Below are 17,696 nucleotides of genomic sequence, written 5' to 3'. Positions count from 1 at the left end.
CCCGGCTTTGAGACAATGGACGGGTGACTGTTGTAGCAACCCCTCCTTCGCCGAAGCTCGAGCTGCCGCCCCTGCAGCTGGGCAACATCACCGTGGACACGCCTGTGATCCTGGCCCCCATGGCCGGCATCACCAACTCCGCGTTCCGCCGGCTGTGCCGCGAATACGGCGGCGGGCTTTACGTTGCGGAGATGGTCACCTCCCGCGCGCTGGTGGAGCGGACGCCTGAGTCGCTGCGCATCATCTCGCACGACGACGACGAGAAGGTCCGCTCCGTGCAGCTTTACGGCGTGGACCCCGGGACGGTCGGGGCCGCCGTGCGCATGCTGGTCGAGGAAGACCGCGCGGACCACATCGACCTCAACTTCGGCTGCCCGGTCCCGAAGGTCACCCGCCGCGGCGGCGGCTCCGCCCTGCCCTGGAAGATCGACCTGTTCACCGCGATCGTGCAGACCGCCGTGCGCGAGGCGTCCAAGGGGGACATCCCGCTGACCATCAAGATGCGCAAGGGCATCGACGAGGACCACCTGACGTACCTCGACGCCGGCCGGATCGCCCGCGATTCCGGTGTTGCCGCCGTCGCGCTGCATGGCCGCACCGCCTCCCAGTTCTACTCCGGCCAGGCCGACTGGTCCTCGATCGCCAGGCTGCGCGAGGCCTTGCCGGACATCCCGGTGCTCGGCAACGGCGACATCTGGTCCGCCGAGGACGCCGTCCGCATGGTCCGCGAAACCGGCATCGACGGCGTGGTGGTGGGCCGCGGCTGCCAGGGCCGGCCGTGGTTGTTCGGCGACCTCCAGGCGGCCTTCGAAGGCAGCGACCACCGGCACCGCCCCGGACTGCGTCAGGTGGCCGAGGGTGTCTACCGGCACGCCGAGCTGATGATAGAGACCTTCGGCGGGGACGAATACAAGGCCCTCCGCGAAATCCGCAAGCACATGGCCTGGTACTTCAAGGGCTACGTGGTGGGCGGGGAACTGCGCGCCAAGCTGGCCACCGTGCCCACCCTTGAGGTGCTGCGCGGCCTGCTGGACGAACTGGACATGGAGCTGCCGTACCCGGGCGTCGATTCCGAAGGACCCCGCGGCCGGGCCGGATCGCCCAAGACGCCGGCCCTGCCCAAGGACTGGCTGCTCAGCCGCGCCCTGAACGAAGAGCAAAGCCGCGACATCGCCGCGGCGGAACTCGACGTTTCCGGCGGCTAGGCGTCATCTACCCGGGCCCGGTCGTGGAAGACTAGGCCACATGGGAACCGAAGCACTGTCCGCCACCAGCCGGAGCGAGTCCGCGCCGGTCATTCCGGGCTACAGCGAGGCCGATTCCGCCCGCTGGGTCCAGGAACCCAGGAAGAGCAACTACCGTTCGGATTTCGAGCGGGACCGCGCCCGGGTGCTGCATTCCTCCGCGCTGCGCCGGCTCGGGGCGAAGACCCAGGTGGTGGCCCCGGACACCGACGACTTCGTGCGGACCCGCCTGACCCACAGCCTCGAGGTCGCCCAGGTGGGCCGCGAGCTCGGCCGGGCCTTGGGCTGCGACCCGGACGTCGTGGACACCGCCTGCCTCAGCCATGACCTCGGCCACCCGCCGTTCGGCCACAACGGGGAATCCGCGCTCAACGAACTCGCCCACGCCATTGGCGGCTTCGAAGGCAACGCACAGACCCTGCGCCTGCTGACCCGGCTGGAACCCAAGGTCCTCACCCCGGGCGGCGAACCCGCGGGCCTGAACCTCACACGCGCCAGCCTGGACGCGGCGTCGAAATACCCCTGGTCCGCCGCCGACGCCCCCGTCATCCATGGCCACCGCACCAGCAAGTTCGGCGCCTATGAGGACGATCTGCCCATCTTCGCCTGGCTGCGCGAAGGCGCCCCCGGCAACCGCTCGTGCATCGAAGCACAGGTCATGGACCTCGCCGACGACATCTCCTACTCGGTGCACGACGTCGAGGACGCGATCGTAGCCGGCCACTTCCAGCTGAAATGGCTCGACAACCCGGACCACCGGGCCCGCGTGGTGGGCTACACCCGCCAGTGGTACCTGCCGCACAACGAACCGGCCGAGATCGACGCCGCCCTGGCCCGCCTCGAAGCCACCAGCGTCTGGGTGCGCGAGGCGGACGGCAGCCGCAAGTCGATGGCGGCGCTGAAGAACATGACCAGCCAGCTGATCGGCCGGTTCTGCCAGAGCGCCCTGGAAACCACCCGGCTGCATTTCGGCCCGGACCGGCTTACCCGCTTCAGCGCCGAGCTGATGGTGCCGGAAGAGACCGTCACCGAAATCGCCGTCATGAAGGGCCTCGCCACCACCTTCGTGATCTCCACGGACCACCGCCAGCCCGTCTACGAGCGGCAGCGGGAAGTCCTGCACGCCCTGGTGGGCGTGCTGAACGCCAGCGGCGACCGGCACCTGGAGCCGATGTTCGCCGCGGACTGGCGTGACGCCGTCGACGACGCCGCCCGGCTCCGCGTCGTCGTCGACCAGGTGGCGTCCCTCACGGACGCCTCCGCCCTGGCGATGTACGAACGCCTGGTGGGCAGCCTGCCGTCGCTGTGGTGAGTCCACTCGGACTAGGATGGTTCGGTGGCTGGGCTGATCAAACGTGAGGATATCGACGAGGTACGCCAGCGCACGGACATCAAGGAAGTCGTCGACGGCTACGTGACCCTCAAAGGCGCGGGCCTGGGAACCTACAAGGGCCTGTGCCCCTTCCACGACGAGCGCTCGCCCTCCTTCACCGTCCGCCCCCAGGTGGGCCGCTACCACTGCTTCGGCTGCGGCGAGGACGGGGACGTCATCTCCTTCGTCCAGAAAATGGACCACAGCTCCTTCCACGAGGCCGTGGAGAAACTGGCCGCCCGCATCGGCTACGAACTGCGCTACGAAGACGGCGGCACCGGGCCGAGCCGCGAGGAAGTCGGCAAGCGGCAGCGGCTGCTGGACGCCCACAAGATCGCCGACGAGTTCTTCCGCGCGCTGCTCCTGACCCCGGGCGCGGCGGAGGGACGGAACTTCCTGCACGGCCGCGGCTTCGACCGTGCCGCCGCGGAACAGTTCGGCGTCGGCTACGCCCCGCAAGGCTGGGATTCGCTGCTCAAGCACCTGCGCGGCCGCGGCTTCACGGATGCCGAACTCAAGCTCACGGGCATGTTCTCCGAAGGCAACCGCGGCATCTACGACCGCTTCCGCGGCCGGCTCATCTGGCCCATCCGCGACATCGCCGGGGACACGATCGGCTTCGGCGCCCGTAAGCTCTACGAGGACGACCAGGGCCCCAAGTACCTGAACACGCCCGAGACCACGCTCTACCGGAAATCCCAGGTGCTTTACGGGATCGACCTCGCCAAGCGGAACATCGCCAAGGACCGCCAGCTGGTGGTTGTCGAGGGCTACACGGACGTGATGGCGTGCCACCTGTCCGGCATCGGCACCGCGGTGGCCACTTGCGGCACCGCGTTCGGTGCCGACCACATCAAGATCGCCCGGCGCCTGCTCTCCGACGACGGCAGCGGGGGAGAGGTCATCTTCACCTTCGACGGCGACGCCGCGGGCCAGAAAGCGGCGTTGCGCGCCTTTGAGGAGGACCAGCGTTTCGTCGCCCAGACCTACGTGGCGGTGGAACCCACCGGTGCGGACCCGTGCGACCTGCGCCAGCTCCGCGGCGACGCGGCGGTGCGGGACCTCATCGGCAGCCGGAAGCCCCTCTTCGAATTCGCCATCCGCGCCTCGCTGCGCAGGCACAACCTGGAGACCGTGGAGGGCCGGGTCGCCGCCCTGCGGGAGGCCGCACCCGTCGTCGCCCAGATCCGTGACTCCGGCCTGCGCCCGGCGTACGTCCGGGAGCTTGCCGGCTGGCTGGGCATGCCCATCGAGGACGTCAGCCGCGCCGTCGGCGGCGCGCAGAAGCGGGCCGCCGCACAGGCCGCCCAGGGTGGCGCAGGCGGCCCGGGTGCCTCCCAGGGATCCGGGACCCCGCAGGGACCGGGAGCCCCCGCTGGAGGCTCCATGCCGTCGTCGGACGCCGGGGCAGGCTTCCATCGCCCGGACCCGCGCGACCCAGTGGCGGCCATGGAACGCCAGTCGCTCGAAGTGGTACTTCAGGACCCCTCCGTGCTGGCCGGGCCCGCCTGGGACCGCTTCGAGATGTCCCGCTTCGCTACGCCCGCGTACGCGGCCGTGCACGACGCCATCCGGGCCGCGGGGCTGGCTCGCGCCGCCGATCCGGTGGCCTGGGTGGAAGCCGTGCGGCAGGAGATGCCGGAGCCCCTGCGCGGCCTCGTCTCGGAGCTCGCCGTCGTGCCGCTGCCCGCCAGCACCCCCGAAGCCATGCAGCGCTATTGCCGCGACATCCTGGCGCGCCTCTTCGAACTGCAGATCACCCGCATCAAGGCGGACAAGATGGGCCGCCTGCAGCGCCTCGACTCCGGCGCCAACCCGGAGGAGTTCCAGCAGCTCAACCGCGAACTCATGGAACTCGAGATGCAGCGCAGGGCGCTCCGGGCGGAGCAATGAGCCCGTTCATGGGTGGCGTCCGGGCCTCGATTTCGTTTCCCGGCGGGCCTTTGCTAAAGTCATAACCGCTNGGCGTCCGGGCCTCGATTTCGTTTCCCGGCGGGCCTTTGCTAAAGTCATAACCGCTTCATTCCTCCGTAGCTCAATTGGCAGAGCATTCGACTGTTAATCGAAGGGTTACTGGTTCAAGTCCAGTCGGAGGAGCTCCCGATGCCCCCGTTCCGGAATCCCCGGAACGGGGGCATTTTTTATACCCCGGGAGGGTATTTTCCGGAAGCGGGGCCGCCGTTCGGCGCCGATTTCGCGAACCGGCCCGACCTTTGCTAAAGTCATAACCGCTTCATTCCTCCGTAGCTCAATTGGCAGAGCATTCGACTGTTAATCGAAGGGTTACTGGTTCAAGTCCAGTCGGAGGAGCGCACAGGGCCCGTACCGCGGAAACGCGGCACGGGCCCTTTTGTTTTGCAGTCCTAGACGAAGTCCATTTCCACTTGCAGGAACCTGGCGGCCTCGTCGACGGCGGCTCGGAACGCTTCGTCTTCCGTCGGGGGAGTGCGTGGTTCGCGCGGATGCCACTCGTGCGGCGAGGAATGCACGCGCGTGAAGCCGCTGCCCGGAGGGGCGTAGAAGATCCCGAAGCGCTGCACGGGCCATTCGGGGGACGTTTCGGGGGCCACCAGGAGGGCCGCTCCGGTATCCGGATTGAACCACTGGGCGATCGGCCGCCGCCGGTCTTCGGTGAAGAGTCCCGCGGCGTACAGGGCCGCCGACTGCGGACTCGTCACGGAACACAGGCGGTCCCACCACAGAGGCAGGATTCCGTTGTCCTGCCGCTGCCAGGGCGCCGGAACGGGGTGTGTTTCCTGCCAACGGGGCACACCTCAACTTTATCGCCGGGCCCCGGAGCACAACAGGGCCAGCCGGGGCCGTTAACGCAGCGGCCGGTTCAGTCCCGTTTCCAGGGTCCCGGGTTGATCCGGTACATCAGTGCGGCCACGATCACGGCGCCCAGCAGGGCGCCGAACACCGGGTTGCCGAGGTTCCGTCCCAGGAAGAAGCCGGCGACGCCGCCGATCACCGCGCCCACGAAGAGGCCGCGCCCGTTGCGGTGCGGGCGCTTGCGGTGGGGTCCGTTGCGGTGCGGGCCGTTGCCGGAAGGAGTGCGGGCCATGGGTCCAGCCTAGGCGTTGATGGATCGCGGGCTCATTGGATCCGCGCTAGTGGATCGACGGACGCTAATGAATTGAGGGCACCGTGCGCGGCCGGACCACCAGCCACAAGGCCAGGACCGAACAGCACACGCACACGGCCTGGACGGCGCCCATCGGGGTGGCCGACGCCACGCCGAGCACACCCACCACCGGCGGGACGATCCCCGCCATCATGAAGTTCGAGGCGCCCAGCAGCGAAGCGGCGGTGCCTGCCTGCGCCCCATGGTTGGCCAGCGCCACCACCTGGACGCAGGGGAACATGAAACCCGTGGCCAGGATGTAGAACCACAGCGGGACGATCACGCCCCACAGGCCGAGGTGGAGCATGTCGAACGCGACGATCAGCAGCGACATGAGCAGCAGCCACGCCGTCGCCCAGGCCATGATCCACTGCGGTGCGACGTGCTTGATTACGCGGGAGCTGATCTGGACGCCGGCCACGATTCCCAGCGAGTTGACGCCGAATAGCAGGCCGTATTCCTGCGGCGAAAAGGAGTAGACCTGCTGGAACAGGAAGGTCGAGGCCGAGAGGTAGGCGAAGAGCCCGCCGAAGTTGAAGCCGCCCACCAGGAGCATGCCCACGAAGATCCGGTCGCCGAAGACCGCGCGGTAGCGCTGGGCCGCCGTCGTGCCGCCCTGGCTGCGGAGCTCGGGCGGGTAGGTTTCCCGGATCAGGAAGATCGCGGCGATGATCACCAGGGCGCCGTAGCCGGCCAGGAAGTAGAAGATGCCAGGCCACGGCATCACCAGCAGCAGCTGGGAACCGATGATCGGCGCCAGGATGGGCGCCAGCCCGTTCACCAGGGACATGCGGGAGAACATCCGCACCATGGCGTAGCCGTGGAAGAGGTCCCGGACCATCGCCATGGCCACCACTCCGCCGCCGGCAGCGCCGATGCCCATGAGGACGCGGAACAGGGACAAAGCGCCGATGTCTGTGGACAGGGCCGCGCCGAGGGACGACGCGATGTGAAGCGCTGTTGCCAGGATCAGCGGCATCCGCCGGCCGAACTTGTCACTGAAGGGTCCGACGACAAGCTGCCCAATGGCGAAACCCACCGTGGTGCCCGCCAGGGTCAGCTGGATGGCGGCCGCGGACACCGCGAAATGCTGCTCCAACGCCGGGAACGCAGGCAAGTACAGGTCCACGGTGAACGGGCCAAGCGCAGTGAGGGCGCCCAAGAGGAGGATGTACAGGAGTTTTTCGCGTCGGCTGAGGGCGTCACCGGGGGCAGGGGGAGTCGTCACGAACACCAATCCTATGTGCCAAAGGTCATATCTCTGATAGGCCTTGCCGCAGATTCCTCAGGGCACAGGGGCACGCCGGGAAACAGGCGGAAAACCGGAAGAACGCTGAATGGTAGTTTTGTGGGCAGGTGCTGAGTAGGGGGTTCGGACTTGGCGCCGCCGACGGATACGTAGAGAAGCAGTAAGGCGGGGAACTGATGAGCGGACGTCACAGGGGCACGCCCGGGATGGGCCCGGGAATCGGGGCGCTGCCGAGGACCCTCAAGCTCGCGGGCCGGCTAGTGCCCCGGCAGATCAACGACGAAGTCCGGCTCGCGAAACTTGAGCTCAAGGACAAGGGCGTCAAGCTGGGCGTGGCCGGCGCCTTCGTGGGCGTGGCCCTCGTCTTCGCCCTGCTGCTGGTCATCGCCCTCGTGGTGGCTGCCATCCTCGGCCTCGCAACCGTCATGCCGGGGTGGCTTGCCGCCCTCGTGGTCTCCGCCGGGTTCCTGCTGCTCATCGCGATCGGCGGGCTCGTGGCCTTGACCGAATTCAAGAAGGCGCAGCCGCTGCTGCCGGCCGAAACCATCCGCGGACTCAAGCACGATCTTGGCGTCCTCACGGAAGGCTCTGACTTCGACGCGAGCATCCTTGACCCGGACTCCGAGGCATACAAGGCCGCGAAGGCTGCCAAGGAAGAAGCCAAACGGAAGGCCAAGGAAGAAGCCGCGGCCAAGGAGGAGGCCCGCCACCGGGACGAACCTCCCGCACCGGACAAGGACGAGCTGCTGCGCCGCCTGCAGCAGCGCCGCGAACACCTGGCCGGTGTCCGCGACCAGCTCGGCTCCGAACTGGACTTCAAGACCCAGGGCAAGTTCTTCCAGGATCTCGCCCAGGAAAAGCTCGACGACGGCCGGAAACTCGCCGGGGACCTCGGCAACCGGCTCCCGGACGGCCTGCCTGAGCGCGTCGCGGGCCGCTGGAAGGAAATCGTGGCCTTCCTCGCCTCCGCCGCGGTGCTCGCCGTCGGGCTGCGGAGGCTCTTCAGGAAGTAAGCACACCATCAACACGCCAGGCAACAGGACTCAAGGGGACAGATGAAGTTCATCGGCGCCGGTGCCCGTCCGGGCCAGCCGCAGATCGACCACGATCTGGTCTTCACCGTTCCCAACTTCCTGACCGTGCTCCGCTTCATGGGCGTTCCGGTGTTCGTCTGGCTGGTCCTCGGTGCCCACGAATACGGCTACGCTGTGCTCGTCCTTGCCATCATGGGCAGCACCGACTGGATCGACGGCTACGTTGCCCGCCGCTTCAACCAGACCTCCCGCCTCGGCCGTGTCCTCGATCCCGCAGCCGACCGCCTGGCCCTCATCGCCGTCGCCGTCACGCTGGTGATCGCCGGCGTCGTTGATTGGTGGTATCTCGCGGCGCTCGTGGTCCCTGACGCGATCCTCGGCGCAGTCTCCCTGTTCTATTTCCGCAGCCACCCCGATCTCCCAGTGAGCCGGATCGGGAAGATCCGCACCGCCTTGCTGCTCCTGGGCACGCCCCTGCTGCTGCTGTCCAAGCTGTCCTTCCCGCTCGCCGGCGCCAGCTTCGTGCTGGCGTGGATCTGCCTGGGCCTGGGCCTGGCGGGCCACTGGGTCGCGGCCTGGAACTACTTCTGGGCGATCCGCCGCAAGGGACGGGACCTGCGGGAGCACCCCACGGACGACGGCGGTCGCAGCTGATGGTCTGGTTCGCCGTTCTTCTCGCTGTGCTCAGCGCGTTCTGCATGGCCTTCGGGGCGCAGCGCCAGGGCAGTGCCGTCAAGGCCGACACCGGCGGGCTCGCCTTGAGTTCCAATGGTTTCCTGCGCTTGCTGCGCAACCCGCGCTGGGTGCTTGGTCTCCTGCTGCTGTGTGCGGGCATGGCCCTGAACGCGATCGCCCTGGTCACGGCCCCTTTGACGGTGGTCCAGCCGATCGGCGCCATCGCGCTGGTGATCACCACCGTGGTCAACGCCAAGGACCAGGGGCTGAGCATCAACCGCGCCACGGTGGTGGCGATCACGGCCTGCGTCACGGGCTCCGCGCTGTTCGTGCTCCTGGCGGTTAACGTCACCCAGGAAAACCACCACGTCAGCGGCGAGGACGAACTGACCATCGTGCTGCTGCTGGCACTGGCCGTGGGGCTGTTCGGCACGCTGGCCGTGCTGTTCAAGCACCGCATGAGCGCCTTCGTCTACATCCTGGGCGCCGGTGTGCTGTTCGGCTTCGTGGCGGTGCTGACCCGGATCATCGGCAAGCACCTGCTGGACCCCAACGGGATGTTCCTGCTGAACGTCTCGCCGTACTCCGTGGTGGCGATCGCCGCTGCGGGCGGCCTGGGCTCCTGGTTCGTCCAGAGCGCCTATTCCAGCGGCCCGCCGGACCTCGTCATCGCCGGGCTGACCGTCATCGACCCGATCGTGGGGATCGCCATCGGGATCACGATTCTTGGTGAGCTTCGTCCCGATGTCCACGCCGTGATGGCAATCGCCATGGCTGCGGCTGCTCTCCTTGCTATCGTGGGGGTTATTGCCTTGAGCCGGCACCATCCGGAAGTCACCAAGCGGAAACGGGACGCCAAAGCGGCCTCCGCGCGGAAAGCCTAGGGCAAGCTTCGCGATTGCTCCGCCACATGCGGGCAGGCGGCGAAGGCACCGCGAGGCACAGCTTCCCGTGGTGTTCACACCGTGACAAACAGGAGTTCTCCACGTGACCAATCCCGGCAACACCAAACCCCTCACCATCCTGATTGCGGCGGACACCTACCCGCCGCACGTCAACGGTGCAGCACAGTTCGGGTACCGGCTGGCCAAGGGCATGAACGAGCGCGGCCACAACGTCCACGTCCTGGCCTGCCGCCAGGACAAGGGGAAGAGCTTCACGGAATTCCGTGACGAAGCCACCGTGCACCGTCTCCGCTCGCACAGCGTCCCCACCCATGAATACTTCCGGATCTGCTTCCCGTGGGAGATCAAGAAGGAAATCAGCCTGCTGTTCGACAAGGTGCAGCCGGACGTGGTGCACATCCAGAGCCACTACATGATCGGCGAGCATGTCCTGTACGAGGCCGTGAAGCGTGGCGTCCGCATCGTGGCCACCAACCACTTCATGCCCGAGAACCTGAACCCGTTCCTCCCGTTCCCGCAGTGGTTCAAGAACATCATCGGCCGCATCTCGTGGAAGGACATGGGCAAGGTCATGGGCCAGGCCGACGTGGTCACCACGCCCACCCCGCTGGCCGCCAAGGCGATGCACCAGCACGCCTTCCTCCACAAGGTGCTGCCCCTGTCCAACGGCATCGACTCCGCCGCTTACGAACTGCAGCCGGGCGAAGTCATCGAGCCGCACGAACACCCGACGGTGCTGTTCGCCGGCCGCCTCGCCGAGGAAAAGCACGTGGATGTGCTGATTGACGCCGTCGCCAAGACCCCGTCCGAACTCAAGGTGCACCTGGAGATCGTCGGCGGGGGAGAGGTGCGCCCGGCCCTCGAAGCCCAGGTGGCCCGCCTCGGGCTGCAGGACCGCGTGAAGTTCCTGGGCCTGGCCAGCGACGAAGACCTCCGCAAGGCCTACATCCAGGCGGACATCTTCTGCATGCCCGGCACGGCGGAACTCCAGTCCTTGGTCACCCTCGAGGCGATGTCTGCCTCCACCCCGGTGCTGCTGGCCAACGCGATGGCCCTCCCGCACCTGGTCCGCGACGGCGAGAACGGCTACCTGTTCACGCCCGGCGACAGCAGCGAACTGGCATCCCGCATCACCGAACTGGTGCGGATGTCCAAGGACGAGCGGGCCGTGATGGGCAAGGCGAGCCGCGAAATGGTGGAGCCGCACAGCATCCAAGGAACCCTTCAGACCTTCGAGGACCTCTACCGCGGAGCGTCCTACGAGGACAAGGCGCTCTAAGGCCCGCGCGCCCCGCCTGGCACCGGCATGCGCGCAATGCACGCGTGCCAGCCACTAGTATTGCTAGAGTGCTTTCGGCCGGAAGGCTGCTGATACCAGCAGGATTGCGGCCGTCACGGGGCTATAGCTCAGCTGGTTAGAGCGCGGGACTCATAATCCTAAGGTCCTCGGTTCAAGTCCGAGTAGCCCTACAAGCGAACCCCCGGAAATCCCTTCGGATTTCCGGGGGTTCTTTTGTCCTAACGGCCGGGCCGAAGCACCAGGCCGGGGGCAGCCATTGAAGGGTCCGCCTCCATGCGGTATGTTACTGATGAGTAACCTACTTACCGGTAGCACTTCGCCGCCCGCGGCCCCGTGCGCCTCTCGCCGCACCAATGGAGGAACCTGCATGTCCACGACGACTGCCATCGATCCGGAAAACCTTCCCTACGCCGACGGTGACTTCTACGGTTTCGAGCAGCTGCTCACCGACAAGGAACGGGACCGGCTCGCCGAGATCCGGGAGTTCCTGGCCCGCGAGGTCAAGCCGATCGCCGTGGACTGCTGGAACCGCGGCGAGTTCCCCATGGAGCTGATCCCCAGGCTGGCGGAGATCGACCTGGTCAGCCCGGTCCGCCGGCAAGGCTTCTCGAACCTCTTCGCCGGACTGGTGCACGCCGAAGTCACCCGCGCCGACACCTCCATCGCCACGTTCATGGGAGTCCACGACGGCCTGTTCACCGGCTCGATCGAAGCGCTGGCTTCCCAGGAACAGCAGGACGCCTGGCTGCCGGACATCTACTCCATGAAGAAGATCGGCGCCTTCGGCCTGACAGAGCCCCTGGGCGGCTCCGACGTGGCAGGCGGCACCCGCACCACCGCCCTGCGCGACGGCGACACCTGGATCCTCAACGGCGCCAAGCGCTGGATCGGCAACGCCACCTTCTCCGACTGGGTGGTCATCTACGCCCGCGATTTGGCCGACAACCAGGTGAAGGCCTTCCTCGTTGACACCTCCCTCCCGGGTTACTCGGCCAGCAAGATCGAAAACAAGATCTCCCTGCGCACCGTCCAGAACGCCGACATCGTCCTCGACAACGTGGTGGTGCCGGACTTCTTCAAGCTCGCCAACGGCAACAGCTTCCGCGACACCAACAAAGTCCTCAAGGTCACCCGGCTTGCCGTGGCCTGGCAGGCCGTGGGCCAGCAACTGGCGGCCTTCGACGTCGCCCGCCGCTACGCCGTCGAACGGATCCAGTTCGGCCGCCCCCTCGCGTCGTTCCAGCTGGTCCAGCAGCAGCTGGTGCAGATCCTCGGCAATGCGGTCAGCTCCATGGGGATGATGGTGCGACTGGCCCAGCTCGAAGACGCCGGCCAGGCCAAGGATGAACAGTCCGCCCTCGCGAAGGCCTTCACCACGGACCGCATGCGCGAGAGCGTGGCCCTCGGCCGCAGCCTCCTGGGCGGCAACGGAATCGTCACCGACTATGAAATGGCCAAGATCTTCGCCGACGCCGAGGCCATCTACTCCTACGAAGGCACCCACGAGATCAACACCCTGGTGACCGGGCGCGCCATCACCGGAATCTCAGCGATCGTCTAGCGCGTCCCACCCAGCTCCGATTACGGCGGACCTTCGAGCGGCAGCAGGACCGACGGCCGCAGGTCCATGATGAAGGGCAGGGGATCGACGTACTCCTCGCCGCGACGCACGCCCCAGTGCACGCACGGCAGCTGCCCGCAGTGGCCGGGCTCGAGGACGCCGAGCTCCTGGCCTTGCGTCACCGGATCGCCCTGGTGAAGCGTGCTGCGCACCGGTTCGAAGCTGCTGCGCAGTCCGCCGCCGTGGTCCACCGTGATCACCGGACGGTCCACCACCACGCCCACGAAGGACACCACGCCGTCGGCAGGCGAGGTGACGGGAGCGCCGTCGGCCGCTGCTTGCAGGTCCGCGCCGCGGTGCCCGCTCAGCCACGGTTCCGGCGGCGGATCAAAGGGCCGCACGACGGCGGGCCTGGGGGAGAGCGGCCAGCTCCAGGACGGGCGGGCGGTGCTTTCCGAAGGTTGCGGCGCGGGGGCGGCGCCGGCAGGTCCGGCAAGGGCCGTGACGAGCAGCAAGGTGGTCAGGAAGTGGCCGGTTTTCATGCAGTCCAGCCTCCGGTTCGGGCCGGCGTCCGGGAAGCCCCGCACCCGGCTATGTGGAAAACCGGGTCGCCTTGGCGGTGGCCCGCAGGCGCGCAGGACATGGCGGCTGCTGTAGTACACTTGTGACTGCAGTTTGGCGTGCCCTCAGGCTGTTTCAGAAGCGTGGCTCATTCAGCCGCGCGGGGGCCTCAAATTGACTACGCGCATCCAGCCCTCCACATCCAGATCCCGATGGATCCTTGCTGTGGAGGATTGTGCCCCTTGCGGTCCGTTCTTCGAGCGGATGAGGGGTGCAAGGGATGCCAGGAGTAGGACCCGTCCGGGTCCGCTAACAACCGTCAACTATTGGCAGGGTAAGAGCAGCCCGCGAGGCTCTCTCATGAATGACCTGCCGGAAGGAGCGTCGGCATGCCCGTCGTAACCATGCGCCAGCTGCTTGACAGCGGCGTCCACTTTGGACACCAGACCCGTCGTTGGAACCCGAAGATGAAGCGCTTCATCTTCACCGAGCGCAACGGCATCTACATCATCGACCTGCAGCAGTCGCTGTCCTACATCGACCGCGCCTTCGAGTTCGTCAAGGCCACCGTTGCCCACGGCGGCACCGTGCTGTTCGTTGGCACCAAGAAGCAGGCCCAGGAAGCAATCGCCGAGCAGGCCACCCGCGTCGGCCAGCCCTACGTCAACCAGCGTTGGCTGGGCGGTATGCTCACCAACTTCTCCACGGTTGCCAAGCGTATCCAGCGCATGAAGGAACTCGAAGAGATCAACTTCGAGGACGTCGCCGGCTCCGGTTACACCAAGAAGGAGCTCCTGCTCCTCCGTCGTGAACTGACCAAGCTCGAGGCCAACCTCGGCGGTATCCGCAACCTGACCAAGGCCCCCTCGGTCCTCTGGGTTGTCGACACCAAGAAGGAACACCTCGCGGTTGACGAAGCCAAGAAGCTGAACATCCCGGTTGTTGCCATCCTGGACACCAACTGCGACCCCGACGAAGTCGACTTCCCGATCCCGGGCAACGACGACGCCATCCGCTCCGTGAACCTGCTGACCCGCGTTGTTGCCGACGCCGTTGCTGAGGGTTTGATCGCCCGTAACCAGCGCGCAACCGGCACCACGGAAGCTCCGGAAGAGCCGCTGGCTGAGTGGGAGCGCGAGCTCCTCGAAGGCAGCAAGGCCGAAGCCGCAGCTGCCGAGGAAGCACCGGCTGCCGACGCCGCCGCAGGCGAAGAAGCAAAGTAAATCCGGACTTTCCCGCAGCCCCCAACGGCAGCGGGAGCTACTGACAGGATGGCGGCCCGCCAGGCGGGCTGCCGTCCTGTCAGTCCGTAAACACATAAATTTCTAGACAGAGGGGTTCACATGGCGAACTACACTGCTGCAGACATCAAGGCCCTGCGCGAGCGCACCGGCGCCGGCATGATGGATGTCAAGAAGGCTCTTGACGAGGCCAACGGCGACGCCGAGAAGGCCATCGAGATCATCCGCATCAAGGGCCTCAAGGGCGCTACCAAGCGTGAAGGCCGCGCCACTGCCGAAGGCCTGGTTGCCGCCAAGGTCACCGGCAACGTCGGCGTGATGGTCGAAGTCAACTGCGAGACCGACTTCGTCGCCAAGGCTGACAAGTTCATCCAGCTGGCCGACAAGGTCCTGGCCGTGGCCGTCGAGTCCGGCGCTGCCGACCTCGAGACCCTCCTGGCGGTCGACGTCGACGGCAAGCCGCTGTCCGAGGTCGTCGTCGAAGAAGGCGCCGTTCTCGGTGAGAAGGTTGCCGTCCGCCGCATCGCCCGCATCGAAGGCGCCACGGTCGACGCTTACCTGCACAAGACCTCCAAGGACCTCCCGGCCCAGGTCGGCGTGCTGTTCGCGGTCGAGGGCGAAGGCGAAGCCGCTGCCACCGCCGCCCACGACGTCGCCGTCCACGTTGCCGCCATGGCTCCGAACTACCTCACCCGCGAAGATGTTCCTGCTGAGCTGGTCGAGTCCGAGCGCCGCATTGCCGAAGAGACCGCCAAGGCCGAAGGCAAGCCCGAAGCTGCCCTGCCGAAGATCGTGGAAGGCCGCGTTACCGGCTTCTACAAGGGTGAAGTCCTCCTGGACCAGGCATTCGCCAAGGATTCCAAGAAGACCGTTGCCCAGGTCCTCGAAGAGGCCGGCGTCAAGGCAACCGCCGTCGCACGTTTCCGCGTCGGCAACTAGTCGCACGCAACAAAGGGGTGGTCACTTCGGTGGCCGCCCCTTTTGCATGCGGCCACGGGAGTGCCGCATGCGCTCCGCCGGGCGTCTTTCTGCCCCGGCACCCAGCAAGATAATCTAGCCAGAGTCCACCAACGGGAAGGCATCATGGAATCCGAGAACACAGCAATCCGGCCCGAAAAGACCAAGCGCCGCGTGCTCCTGAAGCTGTCCGGCGAGGTCTTCGGCGGCGGCAAGCTCGGTGTGGACCCGGAAACCATCCGCTCCATCGCCAAGCAGATCGCGGCCGCCGTCTCCCAGGTGGAAATCGCCGTCGTGGTCGGTGGCGGCAACTTCTTCCGAGGCGCCGAACTCTCCCAGAGCGGCATGGACCGCTCCCGCGCCGACTACATGGGCATGCTCGGCACCGTGATGAACAGCCTGGCCCTGCAGGACTTCCTGGAGCAGGCCGGCGTGGACACCCGCGTCCAGTCCGCGATCTCGATGGCACAGGTTGCCGAGGCCTACATCCCGCGCCGTGCCATCCGCCACATGGAAAAGGACCGCGTGGTCATCTTCGGCGCCGGCGCCGGCCTGCCGTACTTCTCCACTGACACCGTCGCCGCGCAGCGCGCACTCGAGGTGCGTGCCGACGTCGTGCTGATGGCCAAGAGCGGAGTGGACGGCGTCTACACCGCCGACCCCAAGAAGGACCCCTCCGCCGAAAAGCTGGAGACGCTCAGCTACGACGACGCCCTGCGCCGCGACATCCGCGTCATGGACCAGACCGCGATGACCATGTGCAAGGACAACAAGCTCTCCATGGTGGTCTTCGGCATGGAAGGCGAAGGCAACGTCACCCGCGCGATCCTGGGCGAAAAGCTCGGTACCCTCGTCACTCCCTAGCAGCGGCTAGGATACTTCTAGGACCCTCCGCCCCACGTGGCGGACTTTACTGTGTGCACCAACCGCGTGCGCTGCCCTGGTGAAACGGGGCGGACTATTTCTGAGGAGAAACCGTGATCGAAGAAACCTTGCTCGAAGCCGGCGAGAAGATGGACAAGGCGGTCGAGGTAGCCAAGGAGGACTTCGCGTCGGTCCGTACCGGTCGCGCCAACCCGGCCCTCTACAGCAAGGTGATCGTGGAGTACTACGGCACGCCGACCCCGCTGCAGCAGCTGGCGTCCTTTGCCGTGCCGGACGCCCGTACCATCCTGATCACCCCGTACGACAAGACCGCCCTGCGCGACATCGAGAGGGCCCTCAGCGATTCGGAGGTGGGCGCCAACCCGTCCAACGACGGCAACGTGATCCGCGTGGTCATCCCCGAGCTGACCCAGGAACGCCGCAAGGAATACGTCAAGATCGTCAAGGGCAAGGGTGAGGACGCCAAGGTTTCCATCCGCAGCATCCGCCGCAAGGCCAAGGACTCCCTGGACAAGCTCGTCAAGGACGGCGAAGCCGGCGAAGACGAAGGTGCCCGCGGCGAAAAGGAACTCGACGCCCTGACCAAGGCCCATGTGGAGAGCATCGACGAGTTGCTCAAGCGCAAGGAAGCCGAGCTCCTCGAGGTCTGATGAGCCAGGCTGAGCCCGCGCCCGTGCACGGAACCACCCGCGCCAGGCGGAAAAGCGGCAACCCGACGCCGAAGGCCGGCCGGAACCTTCCGGCGGCCATCGGCGTCGGGCTTTTCCTGTTGGTGGTGGTCCTGGGCGGGCTCCTTGTCCTGCCGCTGGGCTTCGTGCTGGTCACCACCGCGTTCGCGGTGCTGGGCGTCTGGGAAATCTTCCGCGCGATGGACGCCAACGGCGGCACCCTGCTGCCGATCATCCCGGTCATGACAGGCACGGTGGCCATGCCCCTGGCCGCCTACTTCGGCGGCCTGGAAAGCCTGCTGTTCGCCTTCCTGCTCAGCTGCGGGGCGGTGCTGCTGTGGCGCTCCCTGGAGAGCGCCGCCGGGGCGCCCCGCAGCATCTTCGCCGGTGTCTTCACCCTCTCGTGGGTGCCGTTCCTGATCAGCTTCGCGATCCTCCCGCTGCACTCCACCGGAGGGGCGACGACGGCGGGCTTCTGGCCCGGCGGGCAGGTTCCGCCCGGCGCGTGGCAGATCGCCGTCATGCTGCTCCTGGTGGTTTCCAACGACACCTTCGGCTACCTGGTGGGTGCCCTGTTCGGCAGGCATCCGATGGCGCCGAAGATCAGCCCGAAGAAGAGCTGGGAAGGCTTCGCAGGATCGGTGGCCGGGGCCATGCTGATCGGCGTCCTGGCCAGCATCTTCCTGCTGGACCGGCCCTGGTGGGTGGGCGTGGTGCTCGCCGTCGGCATGGTCGCCGCCGCCACCGCCGGGGACCTGGCCGAATCGATGGTCAAGCGTGAACTCGGCGTCAAGGACATGAGCAGCATCCTGCCCGGGCACGGCGGAGTGATGGACCGGCTCGATTCGATCGTCTTTGCCGCGCCGGTGGCCTTCATTCTTTTCGCGTTGCTGAGCGGCGCCTGACAACACAATCCGGAG

The 17,696-nt window shown here is 66.9% G+C and carries 17 protein-coding genes and 3 tRNA genes; 16 read left to right on the top strand and 4 right to left on the bottom strand.

The genetic code is table 11. From position 1 onward, the window contains the following. Nucleotides 1–23 precede the first annotated feature (23 nt). The 5 genes from dusB to D3654_RS01120 all read left to right on the top strand — a co-directional run bounded on the left by dusB (nucleotide 24) and on the right by D3654_RS01120 (nucleotide 4,926). On the top strand, nucleotides 24–1,205 hold the full coding sequence (gene dusB / locus D3654_RS01140; RefSeq protein ID WP_120519698.1) for a tRNA dihydrouridine synthase DusB: 1,182 nt from the start codon (nucleotides 24–26) through the stop codon (nucleotides 1,203–1,205). Between the two features lie 40 nt (nucleotides 1,206–1,245). Next, nucleotides 1,246–2,556 carry a deoxyguanosinetriphosphate triphosphohydrolase gene (locus tag D3654_RS01135; RefSeq protein WP_120519697.1) on the top strand — a complete coding sequence of 437 codons (1,311 nt, stop codon included), beginning with the start codon at nucleotides 1,246–1,248 and terminating at the stop codon, nucleotides 2,554–2,556. A 24-nt stretch (nucleotides 2,557–2,580) separates the two neighbouring features. After that, nucleotides 2,581–4,509, top strand: a complete 1,929-nt coding sequence (dnaG, locus tag D3654_RS01130) for a DNA primase (RefSeq protein WP_120519696.1) — start codon at nucleotides 2,581–2,583, stop codon at nucleotides 4,507–4,509. A gap of 131 nt (nucleotides 4,510–4,640) precedes the next feature. Further along, nucleotides 4,641–4,713 (top strand) — tRNA-Asn (locus D3654_RS01125). Nucleotides 4,714–4,853: 140 nt separating this feature from the next. After that, nucleotides 4,854–4,926: transfer RNA gene (locus D3654_RS01120), tRNA-Asn, on the top strand. A 53-nt stretch (nucleotides 4,927–4,979) separates the two neighbouring features. On the opposite strand, the gene D3654_RS01115 is transcribed toward D3654_RS01120, so the two are convergent. The 3 genes from D3654_RS01115 to D3654_RS01105 form a co-directional block, all read right to left on the bottom strand. Next, nucleotides 4,980–5,387 carry a hypothetical protein gene (locus D3654_RS01115; protein WP_120519695.1) on the bottom strand — a complete coding sequence of 136 codons (408 nt, stop codon included), beginning with the start codon at nucleotides 5,385–5,387 and terminating at the stop codon, nucleotides 4,980–4,982. A 68-nt stretch (nucleotides 5,388–5,455) separates the two neighbouring features. After that, a complete protein-coding gene (locus D3654_RS01110; protein ID WP_120519694.1) occupies nucleotides 5,456–5,680 on the bottom strand; it encodes a hypothetical protein in 225 nt (74 codons plus the stop codon). A gap of 64 nt (nucleotides 5,681–5,744) precedes the next feature. Next, entirely contained in the window at nucleotides 5,745–6,974 is a 1,230-nt protein-coding gene (locus D3654_RS01105) for a multidrug effflux MFS transporter (RefSeq protein WP_120519693.1), read from the bottom strand. A 191-nt stretch (nucleotides 6,975–7,165) separates the two neighbouring features. Here D3654_RS01105 and D3654_RS01100 point away from each other — a divergent pair, with 191 nt between their 5' ends. The 6 genes from D3654_RS01100 to D3654_RS01075 all read left to right on the top strand — a co-directional run bounded on the left by D3654_RS01100 (nucleotide 7,166) and on the right by D3654_RS01075 (nucleotide 12,464). Continuing rightward, complete coding sequence (locus D3654_RS01100; RefSeq protein WP_120519692.1) at nucleotides 7,166–8,002, top strand: phage holin family protein; 837 nt, start codon at nucleotides 7,166–7,168, stop codon at nucleotides 8,000–8,002. 42 nt (nucleotides 8,003–8,044) lie between these two features. Then, nucleotides 8,045–8,677, top strand: a complete 633-nt coding sequence (locus tag D3654_RS01095; protein ID WP_120519691.1) for a CDP-alcohol phosphatidyltransferase family protein — start codon at nucleotides 8,045–8,047, stop codon at nucleotides 8,675–8,677. Next, nucleotides 8,677–9,582: a DMT family transporter gene (locus tag D3654_RS01090; RefSeq protein ID WP_120519690.1), complete on the top strand. Its 906-nt coding sequence runs from the start codon at nucleotides 8,677–8,679 to the stop codon at nucleotides 9,580–9,582. Before D3654_RS01095 ends, D3654_RS01090 begins: the two co-directional genes overlap by 1 nt. A gap of 103 nt (nucleotides 9,583–9,685) precedes the next feature. Then, nucleotides 9,686–10,882 (top strand): glycosyltransferase, encoded by a 1,197-nt coding sequence (locus D3654_RS01085; protein WP_120519689.1) that lies wholly within the window; start codon nucleotides 9,686–9,688, stop codon nucleotides 10,880–10,882. A 117-nt stretch (nucleotides 10,883–10,999) separates the two neighbouring features. Beyond that, nucleotides 11,000–11,073: transfer RNA gene (locus D3654_RS01080), tRNA-Ile, on the top strand. A gap of 197 nt (nucleotides 11,074–11,270) precedes the next feature. Further along, complete coding sequence (locus tag D3654_RS01075) at nucleotides 11,271–12,464, top strand: acyl-CoA dehydrogenase family protein (RefSeq protein WP_120519688.1); 1,194 nt, start codon at nucleotides 11,271–11,273, stop codon at nucleotides 12,462–12,464. 20 nt (nucleotides 12,465–12,484) lie between these two features. Here the strand turns inward: D3654_RS01075 and D3654_RS01070 are convergent, their stop codons facing one another. Beyond that, nucleotides 12,485–13,006, bottom strand: coding sequence for a M23 family metallopeptidase (locus D3654_RS01070; protein ID WP_120519739.1), 522 nt, complete (start codon nucleotides 13,004–13,006; stop codon nucleotides 12,485–12,487). 408 nt (nucleotides 13,007–13,414) lie between these two features. Between D3654_RS01070 and rpsB the strand changes: the two genes are divergently transcribed. The 5 genes from rpsB (at nucleotide 13,415) to D3654_RS01045 (ending at nucleotide 17,681) form a co-directional block, all read left to right on the top strand. Next, the gene (gene rpsB / locus D3654_RS01065; RefSeq protein WP_120519687.1) at nucleotides 13,415–14,248 is read left to right on the top strand and encodes a 30S ribosomal protein S2; all 834 of its coding nucleotides are present in this window, start codon (nucleotides 13,415–13,417) and stop codon (nucleotides 14,246–14,248) included. A 120-nt stretch (nucleotides 14,249–14,368) separates the two neighbouring features. Continuing rightward, nucleotides 14,369–15,205, top strand: coding sequence for a translation elongation factor Ts (gene tsf / locus D3654_RS01060; protein ID WP_120519686.1), 837 nt, complete (start codon nucleotides 14,369–14,371; stop codon nucleotides 15,203–15,205). A 144-nt stretch (nucleotides 15,206–15,349) separates the two neighbouring features. Beyond that, on the top strand, nucleotides 15,350–16,087 hold the full coding sequence (gene pyrH, locus D3654_RS01055; protein ID WP_120519685.1) for a UMP kinase: 738 nt from the start codon (nucleotides 15,350–15,352) through the stop codon (nucleotides 16,085–16,087). 113 nt (nucleotides 16,088–16,200) lie between these two features. Beyond that, entirely contained in the window at nucleotides 16,201–16,758 is a 558-nt protein-coding gene (gene frr, locus D3654_RS01050) for a ribosome recycling factor (RefSeq protein ID WP_120519684.1), read from the top strand. Continuing rightward, nucleotides 16,758–17,681: a phosphatidate cytidylyltransferase gene (locus D3654_RS01045; protein ID WP_120519683.1), complete on the top strand. Its 924-nt coding sequence runs from the start codon at nucleotides 16,758–16,760 to the stop codon at nucleotides 17,679–17,681. Before frr ends, D3654_RS01045 begins: the two co-directional genes overlap by 1 nt. Nucleotides 17,682–17,696 lie beyond the last annotated feature (15 nt).

Origin of the sequence: Arthrobacter celericrescens, assembly GCF_003614925.1 — a bacterium.
Taxonomy (GTDB): Bacteria; Actinomycetota; Actinomycetes; order Actinomycetales; family Micrococcaceae; genus Arthrobacter; species Arthrobacter celericrescens.
This window is presented reverse-complemented; position numbering and strand designations above follow the sequence as displayed.